Here is a 16695-nt window from a genome sequence, read left to right on the forward strand (position 1 = left end):
CCAGGCCCACGGACGGGTGCCGAGTGCCGACGACGTGGTCGCTGGATCGCGGATGGCTCAGCCGCCGGGCGGCGTCCTGGCCGCGGTCGGCGGCCTGCGCACGGCGGTGTGGAAGCTGAAGCGGCTCACGCGGGCCTGCCACTTCTGGTAGAGCGCCGCCTGGCGCACGGTCGCCTTCTCCATCACGTTCTCCGTCGCGCTGTCCCTCGCGCCGAGGCTCTCGACCAGGCCAGCGAGCTCAAGGCACAGCACCCTCAGCGCCCGCGTCTCCTCGTCGGATGCGTGGACCGCGGTGGACGCGCGGGCCACGCCGGTCGCGGTGGTCGCCGTGGTCGCCGTGGTCGAGCCGTGCGCACGCAGGGTCGTGAGGATGTCAGGGTCGGTGCCGTCGAGCGCGGCCAGCCGCTCGAACAGCTGCCCGGCGGCGACCGCGTCGCGGACCAGCGCGGCCAGCAGGATCGCCACCACCTGGTACTCGCCGCCGGACCCGGCGTCGTCCGGGTCCGCGATAAAGCTCGGCCGGTCGGCCTCGGACACCCCGATCCGGACCAGTCGGTAAAGGTTGACGAGCCGCTTTCCGGCGCGTGGTGTCCGCACCAGGCCATGAAGCTCAGGCAGGAACGCCTCCTCGGCGGTGGAGAACAGCAGGAGGCCTGGGTCGTCGGGCGCCGGGCCGCCGTCGGTCGGCTGCTCCGCGCCGGCTGGCGCGGTGTCGGCTGGCGCGGTGTCGGCTGGCGCGGTGTCGGCTGGCGCGGTGTCGGCTGGCGCGGGGCCGGTTGGCCCCACCGCCGGGCGGGCGCTCGCCTCCGTCTCCTCCGCCGGGCGCATCAGGCCGCGCAGGTAGTCCCGGCCGGAGTCGCCCATGTCGTCCATGGAGGCGAGCGCGAACGGGATCTGGAAGATCTTCTCCAGGTAGTCGCCCGTCGTCCAGAACGCCCCGTCGGGACTCTCCTCGTCGGCGAACAGCCCGTCCCGGTAGGTGTTCACCGCGCCGTGAAGCCAGTCCGGGTCAACCGCGACCACGACGACGAACAGCCGCAACGCGAGCAGCAGGTGGACCGCGGCCAGTACCTCGACGACGACCTTCGGCGGGCACCGGTCGAGGTCGTCGACGTAGAGCACGATCCGCTCCAACGGCCGGCTCGAGCCCGCCGCGCCAAGCTCCTTCGCCTCCCGGTCCTCGGCCGCGGTCTTCGCCTTCCTCGCGGCCTTCCGCCTGGCACTCCTCGTGCCCGCGGTGGCCTGCTCCGTGCCCGTGCCGCCGGGCGCCTCTCCCGTGGCCACCGCCGCCTCGGCCGCGGCCTCCCGGTCGGCGTTCCACTCGGCGAGCGCCGTGTCGAGCCTGTCCTGGAGCTGGGCGAGGTCGTCACGGACCCGGCCGACGAGGCCGCGGTAGTCGGCATAGGCAGAGTCGGCGGAACGGTCGGCCACGAACGACGCCAGCCCCGCCGCCGCGTCGACGACGACCAGTTGGCGGTCCAGCTCGCCGATCGTCTCGTCGACGCCGGCCAGCGTGGCGCTGAGCTCGGCGTGTACCTGCTCCGCCCGGGAACGTAGCGTCCGGTAGAAACGCCAGCCGGGGTAGAGGACGGCGAGCGCGGTCACGACCGGCGGCCCGAAGCGGGCCAGCGCGTGGGCATGCGCCCGGGTGGCGACGTCGGCGCCGTACCACCACGCCAGGCCCACGACGACGACCAGCGCGACGACCTGCGCCAGTATCCGCCAGCTGGCGGCCAGGTCCGCCCACACGTCCCGCGCCCAGGCCTTGGCGGAGAGCACGAACCACCTGAGCGCGCGATGCCGCGCGAACCTGCCCTGGCCGGTGGGCGAGCCGTCGATCGTCCTCAGGTCGGCCGCCAGGCGGTCGCGCCGCTTCGCCTCCTCCTCCCTCCGCGCGTGCAACCGCTTGCGCTCCGCCCGCACCTCGCCGGCCGAGCCCGCGGGTGGGGCGTTGGTGGCATAGGCGGTGGCCAGTTCCCGGAACAGGCGGTCGACCAGGCCGGTCCACACCCGGTCGTCGCTGTAGTGCCACGCATTGAACTCGATCTGGAGGACGCGGCCGACAAAGGCGCTCTTCTGGGGGTCTGACCGCTCCGCCGCAATCTCGGCAAGTTTCTGGGCCTTGTAGCGCATTTGCAGCATGAAGCTCGACTTGCCGGAGCCCCACCTGCCGAGAAGCGCGATCGCCAGCGGGGGCGGTGGGGTCCGGGCCACGACCAGTTTCGCGAGCGTGGCCACGTCGCCGGCAATGTCGAGCGCGTCCGTCGCCGTGGGCGCGTCACTCGCGGGTGCTGGCAGCACCGCGTCCGCCGCGTACCGCGTCCACTGTGACCGAGATGCTGATGCGGGAAACCGACGGTTCCTGGCGGCCGAATCGCCGTCGCCCGCCGGTCCCGGACGGTCGACCCGTGACGACGGCTCATCCTCGGGTACCGGAGCTTCGGTGGCCGCGGAAGGCCTGGGCGCCACCGTCTCTTCGGGAGCCTCGGCCCGCGACGGCGGACTCGCCGACCGGCGGGCCTCGGGCCGAACCCCGGAGGATGAGCTCGCCCGTTCATCGAGCGGCTCGCGTCCCCCTCGCGGCTCCCCGTCGTATCCCGCTCTTAGGACCTGGTTGTAGGGAAACTCCTCCAGCGCCGCCGCCAGCACCTTCTGACGACCATCGACGACAGCGCCGAGGGCGAGCAGACGGGCCACCTCCGTCCAGAAGGCGATGGCATCACCCGCCTGCCAGCTCGGCTGACGTTCGCGCGGAAGGCCTGCTCGCTCGAGGACCAGCCTCGCCGCCGACTGGGCGGAAAAGGCGCTCGCCAACGCCTGGACTTCCTCGCGCGTCAGCTCACTACGCGGCGCGGCCATGGTTACACCCCCGGCGAGGAACAATACGCGGCCTGATCGTCGGGCCAACCATGCTTCAGGCCGACGGCCGCGATTGGCCGAGGGACAGCTGGCGCACCGGGGTGTCCAGGAACGGGCCGAGGTCGAGCATCTCGACGAACCGGGCGAGGTTGGCGTGGAACTGGCCGGGCGGCACCCGGTAGAGATGGCGGACCAGCTCGAAGCTGTCACGCAGCGGCAGGTCCCACCACAGCGTCGAACGCTGCCCGAACACGACCCCCAGACGCTGTGCCAGCCGCGTCGCCCGCGTCGCTGGACCGCCCGGCTGGGCATGGCGCCTGCGTCGATCTGAGGGATGCGCGGTGTCGTCCTCCAGACTTCATCGGGGAGAGTCAAGTCGGACTGTTCGTGACAGAATTCGCGCGTGGCTGACGCGCGACGCATTCAGAACGTCACAGCCGGCAGGTCAGCCCGCATATGGGGCGTCGGCGAGTTTGTGCTCGATCTCTACGACGTTCTCGATGTCATCCAGACCGGCGGGATGGGCCTGGTGTACAAGGTCCGGCATCGTGGCTGGAACATCGACCTTGCGGTCAAGACGCCGCGCATGGAGTTCGCCGTCTCGGAACGTGGCCGGGTCGCCTTCGAGACCGAGGCCGAGGCGTGGGTCGGCCTCGGCCTGCATCCGCACGTCGTCAGCTGCGCCTACATCCGTCGGATCGACGGCGTGCCGCATGTGTTCGCCGAGTGGGTGGACGGCGGCAGCCTCGCCGACGCGGTACGGGACCGGCGGATCTACCGGGGTGGACCGGCGGCGGCCCTGCGCCGCATCCTCGACGTCGCGATCCAGTTCGCGTGGGGGCTCGCCCACGCCCACCAGCACGGGCTGGTGCACCAGGACGTGAAGCCGGCCAACGTGATGCTGGCCCGGGACGGAACCGTCAAGGTCACCGACTTCGGTCTGGCCAAGGGACCCGATCTGGCCGGCGAGCCGGCAGGCGCGGCCGGACGGCCGGTCCTGGCTGGCGCAACGGTGCTGGCCACGTTCGCCGGCCGCACCCCGGCCTACTGCTCGCCGGAGCAGGCGGACGCGGCGGCGGGCGGGCACGTCCGGCTGAGCCGTGCGACCGACGTCTGGTCGTGGGCGGTGAGCGTGCTCGAACTGTTCGCTGGCGAGCCCCCGACGTCGTTCGGCCAGGTCGCGCGGGAGGTGTTCGAGGCATTTGTCCAGCGGCCACCGGCGGACCCGGAGCTGCCCGCGCTTCCCTCGGAGATCGTCAGCCTGCTGCGGCGCTGCTTCCAGGAACAACCCGCGGCCCGCCCGTCAAGGATGGATCAGCTCGCCGACGAGCTGATCGGCATCTACCAGCGGGTCATCGGCGGGACCTACCCGCGAGCCCGCCCATCCGGTGTGCGGCTGCTCGCCGACGGCCTGTCCAACCAGGCGTTGTCGATGCTCGACCTCGGCCATCCCGAGCGGGCCGAGGCGCTGTGGGCGCGGGCCCTGCAAGCCGACCCGCACCACACCCCCGCTGTCTACAACCGAGGCCTGAACCGGTGGCGCACGGGCCGGGGCTCCGACGCACAGCTCGTCGCCGAGCTCGAGGGGGTGCGGGCCGGTCACCGGCAGCAGGACTGGGTCGACGACTACCTGCTCGCGCTCGTGCACCTGGAGCGTGGCGATCCGGACAGCGCGATCCCGCTGCTCGAGATGGCGGCCACGAGGGCCGGTGACGGTGACGGCGTGGGATCCGCGGCCGGGTTCGCGGCGGGCTTCGCGGATGTGGACGCCGCGCTGGCGCGCGCACGGCAGATGCCCAGGCCACGCCAGCCCGACACGCTCACCGGTCATGCCAACCCGGTGGCAGCGGTCGCGATGAGCGGGGACGGCCGGATCGCCGCGTCCGCCGACCGGGATGCGTCCATTCCGCCCCGGCCGGACGGCGCTCCCATCGACATCAGGGTGTGGGATGTCGCCACCGGGCGCTGCCTGCAGGTCCTGCGAGGCCACGACCGCGGCGTCGAGACGGTGGCGCTAAGCAGGGACGGCCGACTGCTCGCATCCGGGGGAGTCGACCAGGCCGTCCTGGTCTGGGATGTTCCGTCCGGCCGGCTGCTGCGGCGGCTGACCGGTCACACGGGTTCGGTCAGGTCGGTGTCCGTCAGCCCGGACGGCGCGACGCTGGTGTCGCTGGCGGACGACGGCCGGATCCTCTCGTGGGAGGTCGCCACGGGGCGGCTCGTGCGGACGCTGCGGCAGGAACGCACCTCGGTGTCGAGTTTCGGCGAGTCGGTCACGGTCACCGACGGGGGCCGCCGGGTCGTCCACTGGGACTACCCCACCCGGCGGCTGCGGGTCTGGGCCCTGCGCACCGGTCACCTCGAACATTCGAGGCAGTTCCGCCACTACGGCGTCGTGGTCGGCACCGGAGGGCGTCACGCGCTGGTGACCGGCGAGGGCAAGGCACAGGTCTGGAACACCGAGACCATGCGGGTGGAACGCGAGTTCGAGCTGGGCCGCGAATTCGGCGCGCTCAGCGCTGACGGCCGTCATGCGGTGGGCGGCGGCGCGGCCGGGACGGAGGTGTGGGAGCTGACGACGCCCCGATGCCTCAGGACGATGCCGTTCAGCAGCCACCAGACTGCGCTGAGCGCGGACGGCCGGTCCGGCATCTCCCTGGCGAACGCGGATCTGCGCCTCTGGACGGCGGGCGCCGCCGGGCCACCGTCGCCGTGGAGCTACGCGCGGCCGAGGCCGGCCACCGAGATGTCCCGCGACGCCGACGTCGTCAGCACAGCCATCGCGAGGTCGCGGCAGCTCGCTCGCCAGGGGCAGTGGGGCGCGGCCGCCCAGGAGCTGCGCAGGGCCCGCGACAGGCCCGGATACGAGCACGACCTCGACATCCTCGACCAGTGGGCCAAGGTAGGCGGACGCGGTCGGCGGGTCGGGCTGCTCAGCACCTGGCATCTTCGAGACCTGGCCTCGGCCCCGGATGACCTGAGGGACGGGCTGTCCATACCGATCGGCAACACGAGGGGCTTCGCCCCGCTGCTGGAGAACGGGTTCGCGCTGAGCCCGGACGGCCGGTTCGCGCTGACCCGGCACCGCTCCGGCCTGCGGATCCAGGACACTGCGACAGGCGAGGTCCACCAGACGCTGTCCACGTACGGACCCGAGTTCCGGTGCGCGGTGTTCAGCCCGGACAGCCGGTCGGTGCTGACCGGGAACAGCGACTACTACCTCCAGGTGTGGGACGTCCAGTCAGGCGAATGCCGGGTCACCCTCGGCGACCACCCTGACTCGGTGGAGGCGGTCGTCATGAGCGTCGACGGACGGCTCGCGGTGGCCGGCTGCCTGGATGGCACGATCAAGGTGTGGGACCTGGCCGCCGGGCGGTGCCTGCGCACGCTCAAGAAGGCCGACAGGTTCGTCACCGCGCTGACGGTCAGCCCCGACTGCCGCATTCTGATCTCGCACGAGTTCGAGCTGACCAGCGACTACCACAATCTCCACTTCGCGCAGGTGTGGGATCTGGAACAAGGACGCCTGCTGCAGACCACGCCCTGTTGGGTGGTCAGTGCCGACTCGACCAGGATCAGCGATGACGGCCGGATCGGGCTGAGTATCAGCAGCCTCCAGAACAGCCTGCGCGTTTTCGACCCGCTTACCGGCCGTCTCGAGACCATGTTGTTGTCAGGACCGGGGAAGCTCAGCAGGGTCGCCATGACGCCGGACGGGCGGCTCGGATGCACGGCGGGCAGCGAAGGCGCGCTGATGGTCTGGGACCTGTCCGCAGCGAGCCGTCCGATGCGGGTGCTCACCGGCCACACCGGCGAGGTGACCTCGCTGGTGCTGACGCCGGACGGCCGGTTCGCCCTGACCGGCGGGGCTGACGGGTCCGTCCGGGTCTGGGACCTGGCGGCTGGACGCTGCCTGCGTACCCTGGCCGCGCACACCGGCAGCGTGCTGTCGGTGCGATGCAGCTCCGACGCGCGCACGGTGTTGTCCCTCGGGCAGGACAAGAAAGCGAAGGTGTGGCAGCTGGCGTGGGACTACGAGTTCCCACAGCCGGCTGACTGGGACCAGGACGCGCGCCCGTATGTGGATGCCTTCCTGGCGCGTCGCCGGTGGGTCGACGCGGCCTGGACGGACGACGACGTCGAGGGTCTGCTGGACGTCCTGCGGGACGCGGGTCTGGGCTGGCTGCGTCCTGACGGCGTCCGTGCGGAGCTTGCGCGGGCGGCCGCCACGAGGAACGCCGGTGTACCGAGCCTGTCAGCGGGCGGTCCAGGCGTGCCGGGCCACGATTCGGATAACAGTGGCCGGACATTCGAACGCGCGGAAGAACGCGGTGCGTGGCCGGTCTTCTGACGACTAGTACCGCGGAGCGATCGGAACTACTCCGATCCTCGCCCGCTCAGCCGGGACAACGTATCGAGAGGACGAGACATGGCAGTGCTGTACTGCGCAGGCTACGGCTGCCCGAGGTCGATCTCCGTCTCTGCCATCCCGGGCGGCAATCCGTACGCGCTGGAGAACCCGGAGGACTTCTCCGTCGTCTACTCGGTGTGCGTGGACTGCAAGGCCCATTTCTGCGACCGCTGCGCACCGGCGGCGCGGGACAAGCCCCGGGGAGCGGTCAGGTGCCGCAAGTGCACCGGCGAACTCGTCGACGGCCAGGAGTGGGAGCGGAGCGGAAAATCGCGCTATCCGGAGGCCGTCCTGCGGTACAACGAGGCGGCGAAGCACCGGAACGACGGAGACAACGGGCGCGCGGTGGCCGCGCTCGACAAGGCCATCGCCCTTCGCCCGGGATTTGCCGCGGCGTACACGCTGAAGGGCCTGGCACTGCGGGACCTGGGCCGCCACCCGGACGCGGTCGCGGCCTTCGACATGGCAATCTCGGTCGATCCACTGAACATTGAAGCGATGGCGGAGAAGGGCTGGACCTTCGGCCAACAGCAGCCGGTGCAGGCTCTGGCCGCCTACGAGATGGCGATGGCCGTCGAACCGCGGTTCCTGCTGGCACAGCTTGTGAGGGCCACGGTTCTCAATACCCTCGGACGGTATGAGGAAGCCCTTCGGGCGGTCGACCAGGCCATTGCGATCGAGCAGAGAAAACGGTACGTCGGCACGGTCAACTACGCGCGGTCGAGGCTGTTCGGGACGAAGGCAATGATCCTGGTGAACCTCGGGCGCAACGAGGAGTGCCTCGCCGCGGTCGACATCTCCATCGACTCCGGTCCCGACTCGGCGTTGAACTACCAGGTGAAGGCCCTCGCGCTCGAACGGCTCGGACGTCTCGAGGAAGCCCGGTCGATCCGGCGGATCGAGGAGCAGGCACGCCGCCGGTCCGAGACGTAGCAGGCACTCGGGGCCGGCATCGCGCGCGGCCGCGCCTGCCTGGGCGCACTCGTGCCGATCGCTGTCGCATCGCCGTCATCGGGCGATGGGTGCGCGACTGCGCGAGGGGCCCCCGCCCCTTCGGCGAGCCCGTGCCGTCCGCTGCGTCAGACTGGAGCCGTGCCGGTGGTGTAGAGGCGGGCGATGACGTCCTCGATGGGCGGCTCGCGCAGGGAGAGGTCGACCAGCGGGTAGCGGGCGGCGACCTCGGCGACGAGCGGGGCGGCGCTGTCCGTCGCCGGGAAGGCCAGCCACTGGCGGGCGCCGTCGACGCGGGTGACGTGTGCGCCGGGTGTGGTGACGGCGATCGGGGGCATCGGCGAGGCCAGGTCGACGATGAGCGTCCGCTCGCCGCCGAGGCGGTCGCGCAGGGTGGCGAGGTCGCCGTCGAAGCCGAGCCGGCCGTGGTCGATCACCAGGACACGCCGGCAGAGCTGCTCGATGTCGGCGGTGTCGTGCGTCGTCAGCATGATCGTGGTCGCCTGTTCGCGGTTCTTCTCGGCGAGGAACGCCCGCACGGCCGCCTTGGAGACGACGTCGAGGCCGATGGTCGGCTCGTCGAGGTAGACGATCGCCGGGTCGTGCAGGAACGCCGCGGTCAGGTCACCACGCATCCGCTGGCCGAGGGACAGCTGGCGCACCGGAGTGTCCAGGAACGGGCCGAGGTCGAGCATCTCGACGAACCGGGCGAGGTTCGCGCGGAACTGGCCGGACGGCACCCGGTAGAGATGGCGGACCAGCTCGAAGCTGTCACGCAGCGGCAGGTCCCACCACAGCGTCGAACGCTGACCGAACACCACCCCCAGACGCTGTGCCAGGCCGGCCCCAGTGCTGCACGACCTCGATGGCGGCCAGCCGTTCACGCGGACAGGGAGAGGTGGGTGAGGACGGCCAGGACCCGGCGGTGGGCGTCGGTGTGCTCGGGGACGTCGAGTTTGATCAGGACGTGGCGGACGTGCGCCTCGACGGTTCGCTCGGATAGCACGAGGCGGCGCGCGATGCCGGCGTTCGTCATTCCCTCGGCCATCAGCCGTAGGACCTCACGTTCCCGCTCGGTGAGCCCGGTGAGCGGGTCGTCGGTTCGCTGGGAGGCGAGCAGGCTTGCGACCACCTTCGGGTCGAGCGCCGATCCGCCGCGGGCGACCCGTTCGGCTGCGGCGAGGAACTCGCTCACGTCGAGGACCCGGTCCTTGAGCAGGTAGCCGAACCCGCCGAGGGTGACGAGTTGGACGGCGTGCGTGGTCTCGACGTGCTGTGAGAGCACGAGCACCCCGACCGCGGGGTGGCGTCGCTTGATCTCGCCGGCCGCGCGGGTGCCTTCGTCGGTGAACGTTGGCGGCATTCGGACGTCGACGACGGCGAGGTCGGGACGGTGCTGGTCGACGGCGGCGAGCAGCCGGACCGCGTCGCCGACGGACGCGACGATCTCGTGCCCGGCGTCCTCGAACAGCCGGCCGAGCCCTTCGCGCAGCAGCACCTGGTCCTCGGCGATCACCACCCGCATGCGCGTGCCACCCCTCCGGCGTTGGCCTGGTGCCGCCCGAGGCGGTGGGCGCCCTCGCGTCCGGCCACCGCAGCCGCCTGCGCGGTACGGCTCACGAGCCGCATGGCAGCTCGGCGGTGAGCACGGTGCCGGTGCCCGGGCCGCTGGCGATCCGCAGGGTCCCGCCGAGGGCGGCGACCCGCTCGGCGAGCCCGCGCAGCCCCGTCCCGCCTGCCGGCGTGGCGCCGCCGACACCGTCGTCCGCCACGGCGACGACGAGCCGGCCGTCGCGGACCTCGGCGCTCAGCTCGATCCGGCCGGCGTTCGCGTGCTTCACGGCGTTCGTGACCCCCTCGCTGCCGACGAAGTAGGCGGCGACCTCGACCCGGCGGTCCAGTCGCCCGCCGCCCGCGCCCTCTGGTCCGCCCCCGCGGACCGCGCCGGCAGGCCTGGCGCCCGCTGCCCGACCCGTTGCGTCACCGTCGGCCGCGGCCATCGTGGCCCCGGCCACCGGCGCGGCGGTGGGAGCCGGGATCGTCGCGGTCGCCGCCGGCACCACCGATGTCGGCGGCGGCGCGGTGGACGCGGACGTCGCCGCGGCGGAGGGCGCCAGGTTCACGCGCACCGTGACCGGGACGGGGGACTGGCGGGCGAGCTCGGTGAAGGCGGGGGTGAGGCCGCCGCCGAGCTGCGCCGGGGGCAGGCCGCGGGCGAGCTCGCGCAGCTCGTCGATGGCGATGCCCACCTGGGCGACGGCACCGTCGAGGGTGCGGCTCACTGGCTCGGGCCCGGCGGCGCCGGCGCCGAGCTGGTGCTGCGCGTGCCGCAGCGCCAGCCCGATCGACACCAGCCGCTGCTGCGCGCCGTCGTGCAGGTCCCGCTCGATCCGGCGGCGTTCCTCGTTGGCCGCTGCGACGATGCGCGCCCGCGAGTCGCGCACCTCGGCGAGCTGGCGGCGTAGCTCGACCCGCAGCCGGGCGATCTCGATCGCCAGCCCGCCCGCCTGGACGACGTCCCGGGGCAGCGGGTCGGGCCGCGGGCGGTGCAGCACCAGCGCGACCGGCTCGTCGCGGCGGCTGATCGGCAGCCGCGCCCGCCCGGCCGCGGCGGCGTCCGCGTCGGCGACCGGCTCGCCGTCGGCGTCGACGTAGGCCGCGCTCTCCGTCTGGAAGAACAGCAGGTCCAGGCCCGGGTCGTCGAGCAGGTCGCGCAGCACGTCGCGGATCTGCTCGGGGGCGGCGCGGTCGGCGCGCAGCGCGTCGAGGAAGTCGGCCATCCGGCGCAGCGCGTCGTAGCGGGCGCGGTTGAACCGACGGTCGACGCCGGCCTGCACCCGGGCGCGTAGTGGCCGGAACGCGACCGCGACGACCAGCGTGGCGCCCGCGGTCGCCACCGGGGAGCCGCGGCCGAGCACCGTGCCGAGGGTGAGGACCGTCGCCGCGAACGCCGCCGCCAGCAGGACGGTGATCGTGCCGTAGACGAGGGTGCGGTTGATGACGACGTCGATGTCGTAGAGCCGGTAGCGCAGGATCGCGACGCACGCGGCGACCGGGAGCGCCGTCATCGCCACCGCCGGCAGGATGCGAACCCCCGGCCACACGTTCCACAGCACCAGCGACGCCGGCAGGAACACCCCGGCGACCGCGGCCGCGTAGGTGTACCACTTGAGCTGCTGCCGGAGAACGCCGCGCGCGGCGCGCAGCCGCACCCCGAGCGCGGCGACGGAGGCAACCAGCGCGCCGATGATCAGCGCGGAGCCGACGGCGAACAGGAGGTCCGTCGGGACCGCGTCCGTGGCCAGCGGGTTGCGCCCGGAGGCGAACTCGCCGTCGGAGATATGGCCGAGCCCCCAGCCCGGCAGGGCGAGCACGGCTCCGAGGACCCCGGCCCACAGCACCCACCGCCAGCGGCGCCCGGGCAGGCGCCCGTCGGGGAAGAACAGGAAGATCGAGGGCCCGGTCAGGCTGCCGAACGCCCAGCTCGTCGTCGTCACCCACTCGGCCACCGGGCCGCCCGGCCAGCCGAGCGCCGCCGCCCGCAGCCCGTAGCCCTGGGCGACGTCCGCCATCAGCGCGTCCTGTAGGGCCGTAGCGCAGAACAGCCAGCCGACCAGGTGGCGCGGGTGACGGAAGACGATCAGTGCCCCCGCCGCGGCGAACGTCGCGTTGGACAGCGCGTAGAGCACCGTGTCGTAGCGCGACTCGAGCGACCACGACAACACGCAGGCGGCGACCTCGGCGGCGACCGTCAGCCCGAACAGGACCGCCGGGAGCCGGCCGCGGAACGCCGACGTCGGCACCATGCCCCCTCCCCGGCCTGCTCGCCGCGCCGTGCCCACGCGGCCCGGCCCACCCGCTCCGAACGCGGCCGTTCCCGCGCGTTCGGGCGTCCGTCGCCCGCCAGCCCCGGTCCCGACGACGGCCGGCCCACCGGAGACGGCCGATCCGGACTGGGAGCGACCGTCGCGGCGGTCGCGTCATCGTCCCAGAGCCGCCGGGCGGCGCCAACAGCATTGGTACTCGCCCCAGATGCGTACTGGTACTTACCGCCGCCGCGCGCCGGACCGCGCGGAAAATGCGTGCCTGCGCCGATGCCCGGAATATCACCGTCGCCGTAGCTTCACCGCCCAGAACGCGGGCGCCACCACCTGGGAGCCGCGTCCAACCAATTCCGAACGGCGTCCCTGCGGAGGGCGAGATGACGACGACGAATGGCCTGAGTACGACAACAGGAGGCCGAGCGGACCCGCCGGCCGGCGGATCCGCGAGCGGCTCGAACGGCGGGCCGGTGCGGCGGATGGCGACGGTGGGAATCGTCGGCGCCGCGGCCACCGTGGCCGCCGCGGTCTTCGTGCAGACGGTCGTAGTGCCCGAGTCGGACGAATCGACCAAGATGTTCAGCTACCCGTTCTGGAGCAGGGCGCTCTTCGTCGTCTCGCCGGTCTACGCGCTGCTGCACGTGCTGGTTCTCGTCGGCGTGCTGGGGTTCGTCCGCTGCGGCGCGGCCGGTCCCGGTCGGGACGCGCGGGTCGGCGGAGGCCTGGTGCTCGGCGGGCTGGGGGTGTTCACCGCCGCCGAGCTCGCCTCGATCCCGGTCCGCGGTGACCGCGTCGCCGACACCGGCGCCATCCTCGTGAGCGCGACGTTCGCGCTGGCGATGCTGCTCGGGCTGACCGGCTACCTCCTGCTCGCGGTGGCCACGGCGCGGGCCGGGCGCTGGACGGGCTGGCCCCGGCGTGCCCCGCTGGTCGCGGCCGTCGGCTCGGTGGTGGTGCTCGTCATGAGCCCCTCGTCCGAGCTCCTCCCGAGCGGCGTGGCGGTCTGGGCCGTGGGTCAACTCATTCTCTGCGCCGCCACGTACACCGACCCGGCTCCCGCGGGGCCAGCTACCGCGAAGCGCGGGGCGGAGCGCGAGGTCCGACTGCCGTGACCCGCGTACCGGATGTGGCGGGCACGTCCGGTCTTCCCGGAAGCGGGTCCGGGGAGACCATCCCGGAGCAGGCCGCCAGCCCATCGGTGCCGGCCCTGGCCGGCCCCCGCGCGACGCTGCAGGTGCTGCGCGTCGCCGCGGTGCTGCACGCGCTCGCGTTCCTCCTCCAGCCGGTCTTCGCCGGGGAATACCTGGAGGGCGACGTCGACGCGTTGGCCCTGCACCACGCGAACGCGGGCGTGGTCACCGGCCTCGATGTGATCCAACTGGTCTGCGCGATTGTCTTCTTCTGGAAGGGCCGGGGGCGTGCCTGGCCGATCTGGGCAAGCCTTGCCATCGCACTCGCCGTCGAGGTCCAGGTCGGAGTGGGCTTCGATCGGCTGCTCGTGGTCCACCTGCCGCTGGGCGTGTCGCTCGTCGTCGGCCAGGTCCTGACCACCGTGTGGCTGTTCCGCGCCAACGCCGCCCTACCGCGGACCCGGCGGCAGCGTCGGGACCAGCGGGAGGGTGCCCGGTGAACCGGCGGCATGTGCTCGGCGCGTTCGGGCTGTCCGCGCTCGGCGTGGTCAGCTTCGGCGGCCTCGCCCTGTCCGACCCCCGCGGCCAGACCGGCGAGCTGCTACGCAGCCGCGCCCGGCTACCCAAGCCGCACACGGTACCGCTGCCGGTGCCACCGGTGGCCCGGCCGGTCCGCACCGACCCGACCACCGACTTCTACGAGATCGTGCAACGCGAAGCCGACCTGGAGCTGCTGCCGGGGCTGCGCACCCGGGTCTTCGGCTACGACGGCCTCTTCCCCGGCCCCACCCTCATCAGCCGCAGCGGCCGGCCAACCGTCGTCACCCACCACAACCAGCTCGCCGTACCGGTCGCCGTCCACCTGCACGGCGGACACACCCCGGCCGACAGCGACGGCCACCCCACCGACCTCATCCTGCCCACGGCCGGCTGGTCCGACCAGACCCATGCCACCCACGGCGGCGCCGTCACCGCCGGCCAGCGCGACTACACCTATCCGATGCGGCAGCGGGCCGCGACGCTCTGGTACCACGACCACCGCATGGACTCCACCGCCGCGCAGGTCTACCGCGGCCTGGCCGGCTTCCACCTGGTCACCGACGACGAGGAGGCCGCCCTGCCACTACCGCGGGGCGACCGCGACATCCCCCTGATGATCACCGACCGGGCCTTCGACGCCGACGGCTCCTTCCGCTACCCCACGCCCGACCACGCACTACACACCACCGGCGGCGTGACCGACACCTACATGGAGGGCGTGCTCGGCGACGTCATCCTCGTCAACGGCGCACCCTGGCCGGTACTGGAGGTGGCGGCCGCCCGCTACCGCCTCCGGCTACTCAACGCCTCCAACGCCCGCCGCTACCAGCTCCGCCTCGCTCCGGCGCGGACACCGTTCATCCAGATCGGATCCGACGGCGGACTGCTCGACCACCCCGTCGAACAAACAACCATCCTGCTGGCCCCGGGCGAACGCGCCGACGTGGTCGTCGACTTCGCCGCCTTCCCGCCCGGCACCGCCGTCACCATGAACAACACGCTGGGAGCCGGATCCACCGCGCAGATCATGCTGTTCCGCGTCACCGGACGTGCCAGCGACGACAGCCACGTCCCAGCACGCCTCAGCCACGTCGAGCCCCTCCGGCGCAGCCAGGCCGTGCGGACCCGAGACTGGCGCTTCCGCCGAGCACCCACCGGCGAGCACCCGAGCTGGCTGATCAACGACCGGCCCTTCGACCCCGCACGCATCGACGCCGACGTCACCCTCGGCGACGTCGAGATCTGGCGGTTCACCAGCGACCTGCACCACCCCGTGCACGCACACCTGAACCCGTTCCAGGTGCTGTCGCGGCGCGGCGGCGCACCCGGCCCGTACGACCTCGGCTGGAAGGACACCGTCGACGTCTCCCCGAGCGAGACCGTCGAGGTGCTCGTGCGCTTCACCGACTATGCCGGCCGGTACCTCCTGCACTGCCACAACCTCGAGCACGAGGACATGGCCATGATGGCCGCCTTCCGCACCCGGTAGCTGACGCCCCACCCGAGGAGGACTCAGATGACGACGGACCTGTCTGCCCACGACCGCTTGTCTACTCTCGACCGCACGTGGCCCCATCTGGAGCGCGTCACCGGCGCGGTCGGCCTGGCCGCGATAGTGCTGATCTTCGGCTCGGTGATCGTCATCGGCGAGGGTGAACCACCGACCGTGGCCACTGTCGCGCAGTCCGCCCGCTACTTCCGCGAGGCCGACGGCGCCTGGCTGCAGGCAGCGTCCGCCTTGTTCGCCATCAGCCTGCTGGTGTTCCTGTGGTTTGCCGTCGGCCTGAGCCAGATCCTGCGCCGCGCCGAGCCCGACCCGCCGTGGTGCTCGACGGTCGCACAGCTGTCGGGGGTGCTCGCCGTGGCCTTCGGCCTGGTCAACACCAGCATCGAGGCGGCCGCCCACCGTGGCGACGTGATCGACCCCACCGTGGCGGCCTACGCCTGGGACGTGGGCACCTTCGGCTTCGCCAACGCCCGGCTCGCCCTGGGCGGCTTCGCCCTGGCCGCGGGGCTCGCCGCGCGCGCGTCCGGTCTCTTCCCGCGCTGGCTGGCCTGGCTCGGCATCGTCAGCGGAGCCCTCCTGGTGCTGGCCCGGTTCGTCTGGAGTGCCGATGTGCTGTGGACGTTCCCGTACCTCGCGATGTGGCTCTGGATGCTCATCACCTGTGTGCTGCTGGTGCGCCGCGGCCCGAGCGTCTCGGTGAGTCGGCGCACGGCACCGTAGGCACGGTCGTCCGTCCATCCATCCATCCATCCGCGCGTCCGTGCCGGGCCGTCAGGTCGCGGCGGCCTCCGTCGCGGGCTCGGGCGTGGTGCCCGTCGTGTAGAGGCGGGTGATGACGTCCTCGATGGGGGGTTCGCGGATCGCGAGGTCGACGAGGGGGTAGCGGGCGGCGACCTCGGCGACGAGCGGGGCGGCGCTGGCCCCGGCGGGGAAGGCCAGCCACTGCCGGGGGCCCTCGACGCGGACCACGCGGGCGCCGGGCGTGGCGACCTCGAGCCGAGGCATCGGCGAGGCCAGGTCGACGATGAGCGTCCGCTCGCCGCCGAGGCGGTCGCGCAGGGTGGCGAGGTCGCCGTCGAAGCCGAGCCGGCCGTGGTCGATGACCAGGACACGCCGGCAGAGCTGCTCGATGTCGGCGGTGTCGTGCGTCGTCAGCATGATCGTGGTCGCCTGTTCGCGGTTCTTCTCGGCAAGGAACGCCCGCACCGCCGCCTTGGAGACGACGTCGAGGCCGATGGTCGGCTCATCGAGGTAGACGATCGCCGGGTCGTGCAGGAACGCGGCCGTCAGGTCACCACGCATCCGCTGGCCGAGGGACAGCTGGCGCACCGGGGTGTCCAGGAACGGGCCGAGGTCGAGCATCTCGACGAACCGGGCGAGGTTCGCGCGGAACTGGCCGGACGGCACCCGGTAGAGATGGCGGACCAGCTCGAAGCTGTCACGCAGCGGCAGGTCCCACCACAGCGTCGAACGCTG

At 72.6% G+C, this 16695-nt stretch carries 12 protein-coding genes; 6 read left to right on the top strand and 6 right to left on the bottom strand.

Features of this window, described 5'->3' with window-relative positions; genetic code table 11:
- Nucleotides 1-57: 57 nt before the first annotated feature.
- Entirely contained in the window at nucleotides 58-2859 is a 2802-nt protein-coding gene (locus tag QOZ89_RS34940; RefSeq protein WP_312628064.1) for a P-loop NTPase fold protein, read from the bottom strand.
- A 55-nt stretch (nucleotides 2860-2914) separates the two neighbouring features.
- Nucleotides 2915-3112: a hypothetical protein gene (locus QOZ89_RS34945; protein ID WP_312628066.1), complete on the bottom strand. Its 198-nt coding sequence runs from the start codon at nucleotides 3110-3112 to the stop codon at nucleotides 2915-2917.
- A 150-nt stretch (nucleotides 3113-3262) separates the two neighbouring features.
- Between QOZ89_RS34945 and QOZ89_RS34950 the strand changes: the two genes are divergently transcribed.
- Both QOZ89_RS34950 and QOZ89_RS34955 read left to right on the top strand, forming a co-directional pair.
- Nucleotides 3263-7210 carry a WD40 repeat domain-containing serine/threonine protein kinase gene (locus QOZ89_RS34950; protein ID WP_312628069.1) on the top strand — a complete coding sequence of 1316 codons (3948 nt, stop codon included), beginning with the start codon at nucleotides 3263-3265 and terminating at the stop codon, nucleotides 7208-7210.
- A 78-nt stretch (nucleotides 7211-7288) separates the two neighbouring features.
- Nucleotides 7289-8203 (top strand): tetratricopeptide repeat protein, encoded by a 915-nt coding sequence (locus QOZ89_RS34955; RefSeq protein WP_071050375.1) that lies wholly within the window; start codon nucleotides 7289-7291, stop codon nucleotides 8201-8203.
- A gap of 146 nt (nucleotides 8204-8349) precedes the next feature.
- Here QOZ89_RS34955 and QOZ89_RS34960 read toward each other — a convergent pair whose 3' ends face one another.
- The 3 genes from QOZ89_RS34960 to QOZ89_RS34970 form a co-directional block, all read right to left on the bottom strand.
- Nucleotides 8350-9042 carry an ABC transporter ATP-binding protein gene (locus tag QOZ89_RS34960; protein WP_312628072.1) on the bottom strand — a complete coding sequence of 231 codons (693 nt, stop codon included), beginning with the start codon at nucleotides 9040-9042 and terminating at the stop codon, nucleotides 8350-8352.
- 59 nt (nucleotides 9043-9101) lie between these two features.
- Nucleotides 9102-9746, bottom strand: a complete 645-nt coding sequence (locus tag QOZ89_RS34965; protein ID WP_071050373.1) for a response regulator — start codon at nucleotides 9744-9746, stop codon at nucleotides 9102-9104.
- A gap of 91 nt (nucleotides 9747-9837) precedes the next feature.
- Nucleotides 9838-12027, bottom strand: coding sequence for a sensor histidine kinase (locus QOZ89_RS34970; RefSeq protein ID WP_312628075.1), 2190 nt, complete (start codon nucleotides 12025-12027; stop codon nucleotides 9838-9840).
- Nucleotides 12028-12422: 395 nt separating this feature from the next.
- On the opposite strand from QOZ89_RS34970, the gene QOZ89_RS34975 reads away from it, so the two are divergent.
- Genes QOZ89_RS34975 through QOZ89_RS34990 form a run of 4 tightly spaced genes read left to right on the top strand, consistent with a single transcriptional unit; the run spans nucleotide 12423 to nucleotide 15939 of the window.
- Nucleotides 12423-13154 (top strand): hypothetical protein, encoded by a 732-nt coding sequence (locus tag QOZ89_RS34975; protein ID WP_131804091.1) that lies wholly within the window; start codon nucleotides 12423-12425, stop codon nucleotides 13152-13154.
- Nucleotides 13151-13672 carry a hypothetical protein gene (locus QOZ89_RS34980; RefSeq protein WP_083419039.1) on the top strand — a complete coding sequence of 174 codons (522 nt, stop codon included), beginning with the start codon at nucleotides 13151-13153 and terminating at the stop codon, nucleotides 13670-13672. The genes QOZ89_RS34975 and QOZ89_RS34980 overlap by 4 nt, the downstream gene beginning before the upstream one ends.
- A complete protein-coding gene (locus tag QOZ89_RS34985) occupies nucleotides 13669-15201 on the top strand; it encodes a multicopper oxidase family protein (RefSeq protein ID WP_071050370.1) in 1533 nt (510 codons plus the stop codon). The genes QOZ89_RS34980 and QOZ89_RS34985 overlap by 4 nt, the downstream gene beginning before the upstream one ends.
- A 27-nt stretch (nucleotides 15202-15228) precedes the next feature.
- Nucleotides 15229-15939 (top strand): DUF4386 family protein, encoded by a 711-nt coding sequence (locus tag QOZ89_RS34990; RefSeq protein WP_071050369.1) that lies wholly within the window; start codon nucleotides 15229-15231, stop codon nucleotides 15937-15939.
- A 51-nt stretch (nucleotides 15940-15990) separates the two neighbouring features.
- Here QOZ89_RS34990 and QOZ89_RS34995 read toward each other — a convergent pair.
- Nucleotides 15991-16695: ABC transporter ATP-binding protein (locus tag QOZ89_RS34995; protein WP_397428898.1), on the bottom strand; the 705-nt coding region annotated here is incomplete at its 5' end.

Origin of the sequence: Pseudofrankia coriaricola (genome assembly GCF_032027725.1) — a bacterium.
GTDB lineage: Bacteria > Actinomycetota > Actinomycetes > Frankiales > Frankiaceae > Pseudofrankia.

Bases quoted from the DNA above. Each gene is read 5' to 3' on its own strand.
- QOZ89_RS34990 (WP_071050369.1), top strand. From the start codon at position 15,229: ATGACGACGGACCTGTCTGCCCACGACCGCTTGTCTACTCTCGACCGC.
- QOZ89_RS34975 (WP_131804091.1), top strand. From the start codon at position 12,423: ATGACGACGACGAATGGCCTGAGTACGACAACAGGAGGCCGAGCGGAC.
- QOZ89_RS34965 (WP_071050373.1), bottom strand. From the start codon at position 9,746: ATGCGGGTGGTGATCGCCGAGGACCAGGTGCTGCTGCGCGAAGGGCTC.
- QOZ89_RS34940 (WP_312628064.1), bottom strand. From the start codon at position 2,859: ATGGCCGCGCCGCGTAGTGAGCTGACGCGCGAGGAAGTCCAGGCGTTG.
- QOZ89_RS34955 (WP_071050375.1), top strand. From the start codon at position 7,289: ATGGCAGTGCTGTACTGCGCAGGCTACGGCTGCCCGAGGTCGATCTCC.
- QOZ89_RS34970 (WP_312628075.1), bottom strand. From the start codon at position 12,027: ATGGTGCCGACGTCGGCGTTCCGCGGCCGGCTCCCGGCGGTCCTGTTC.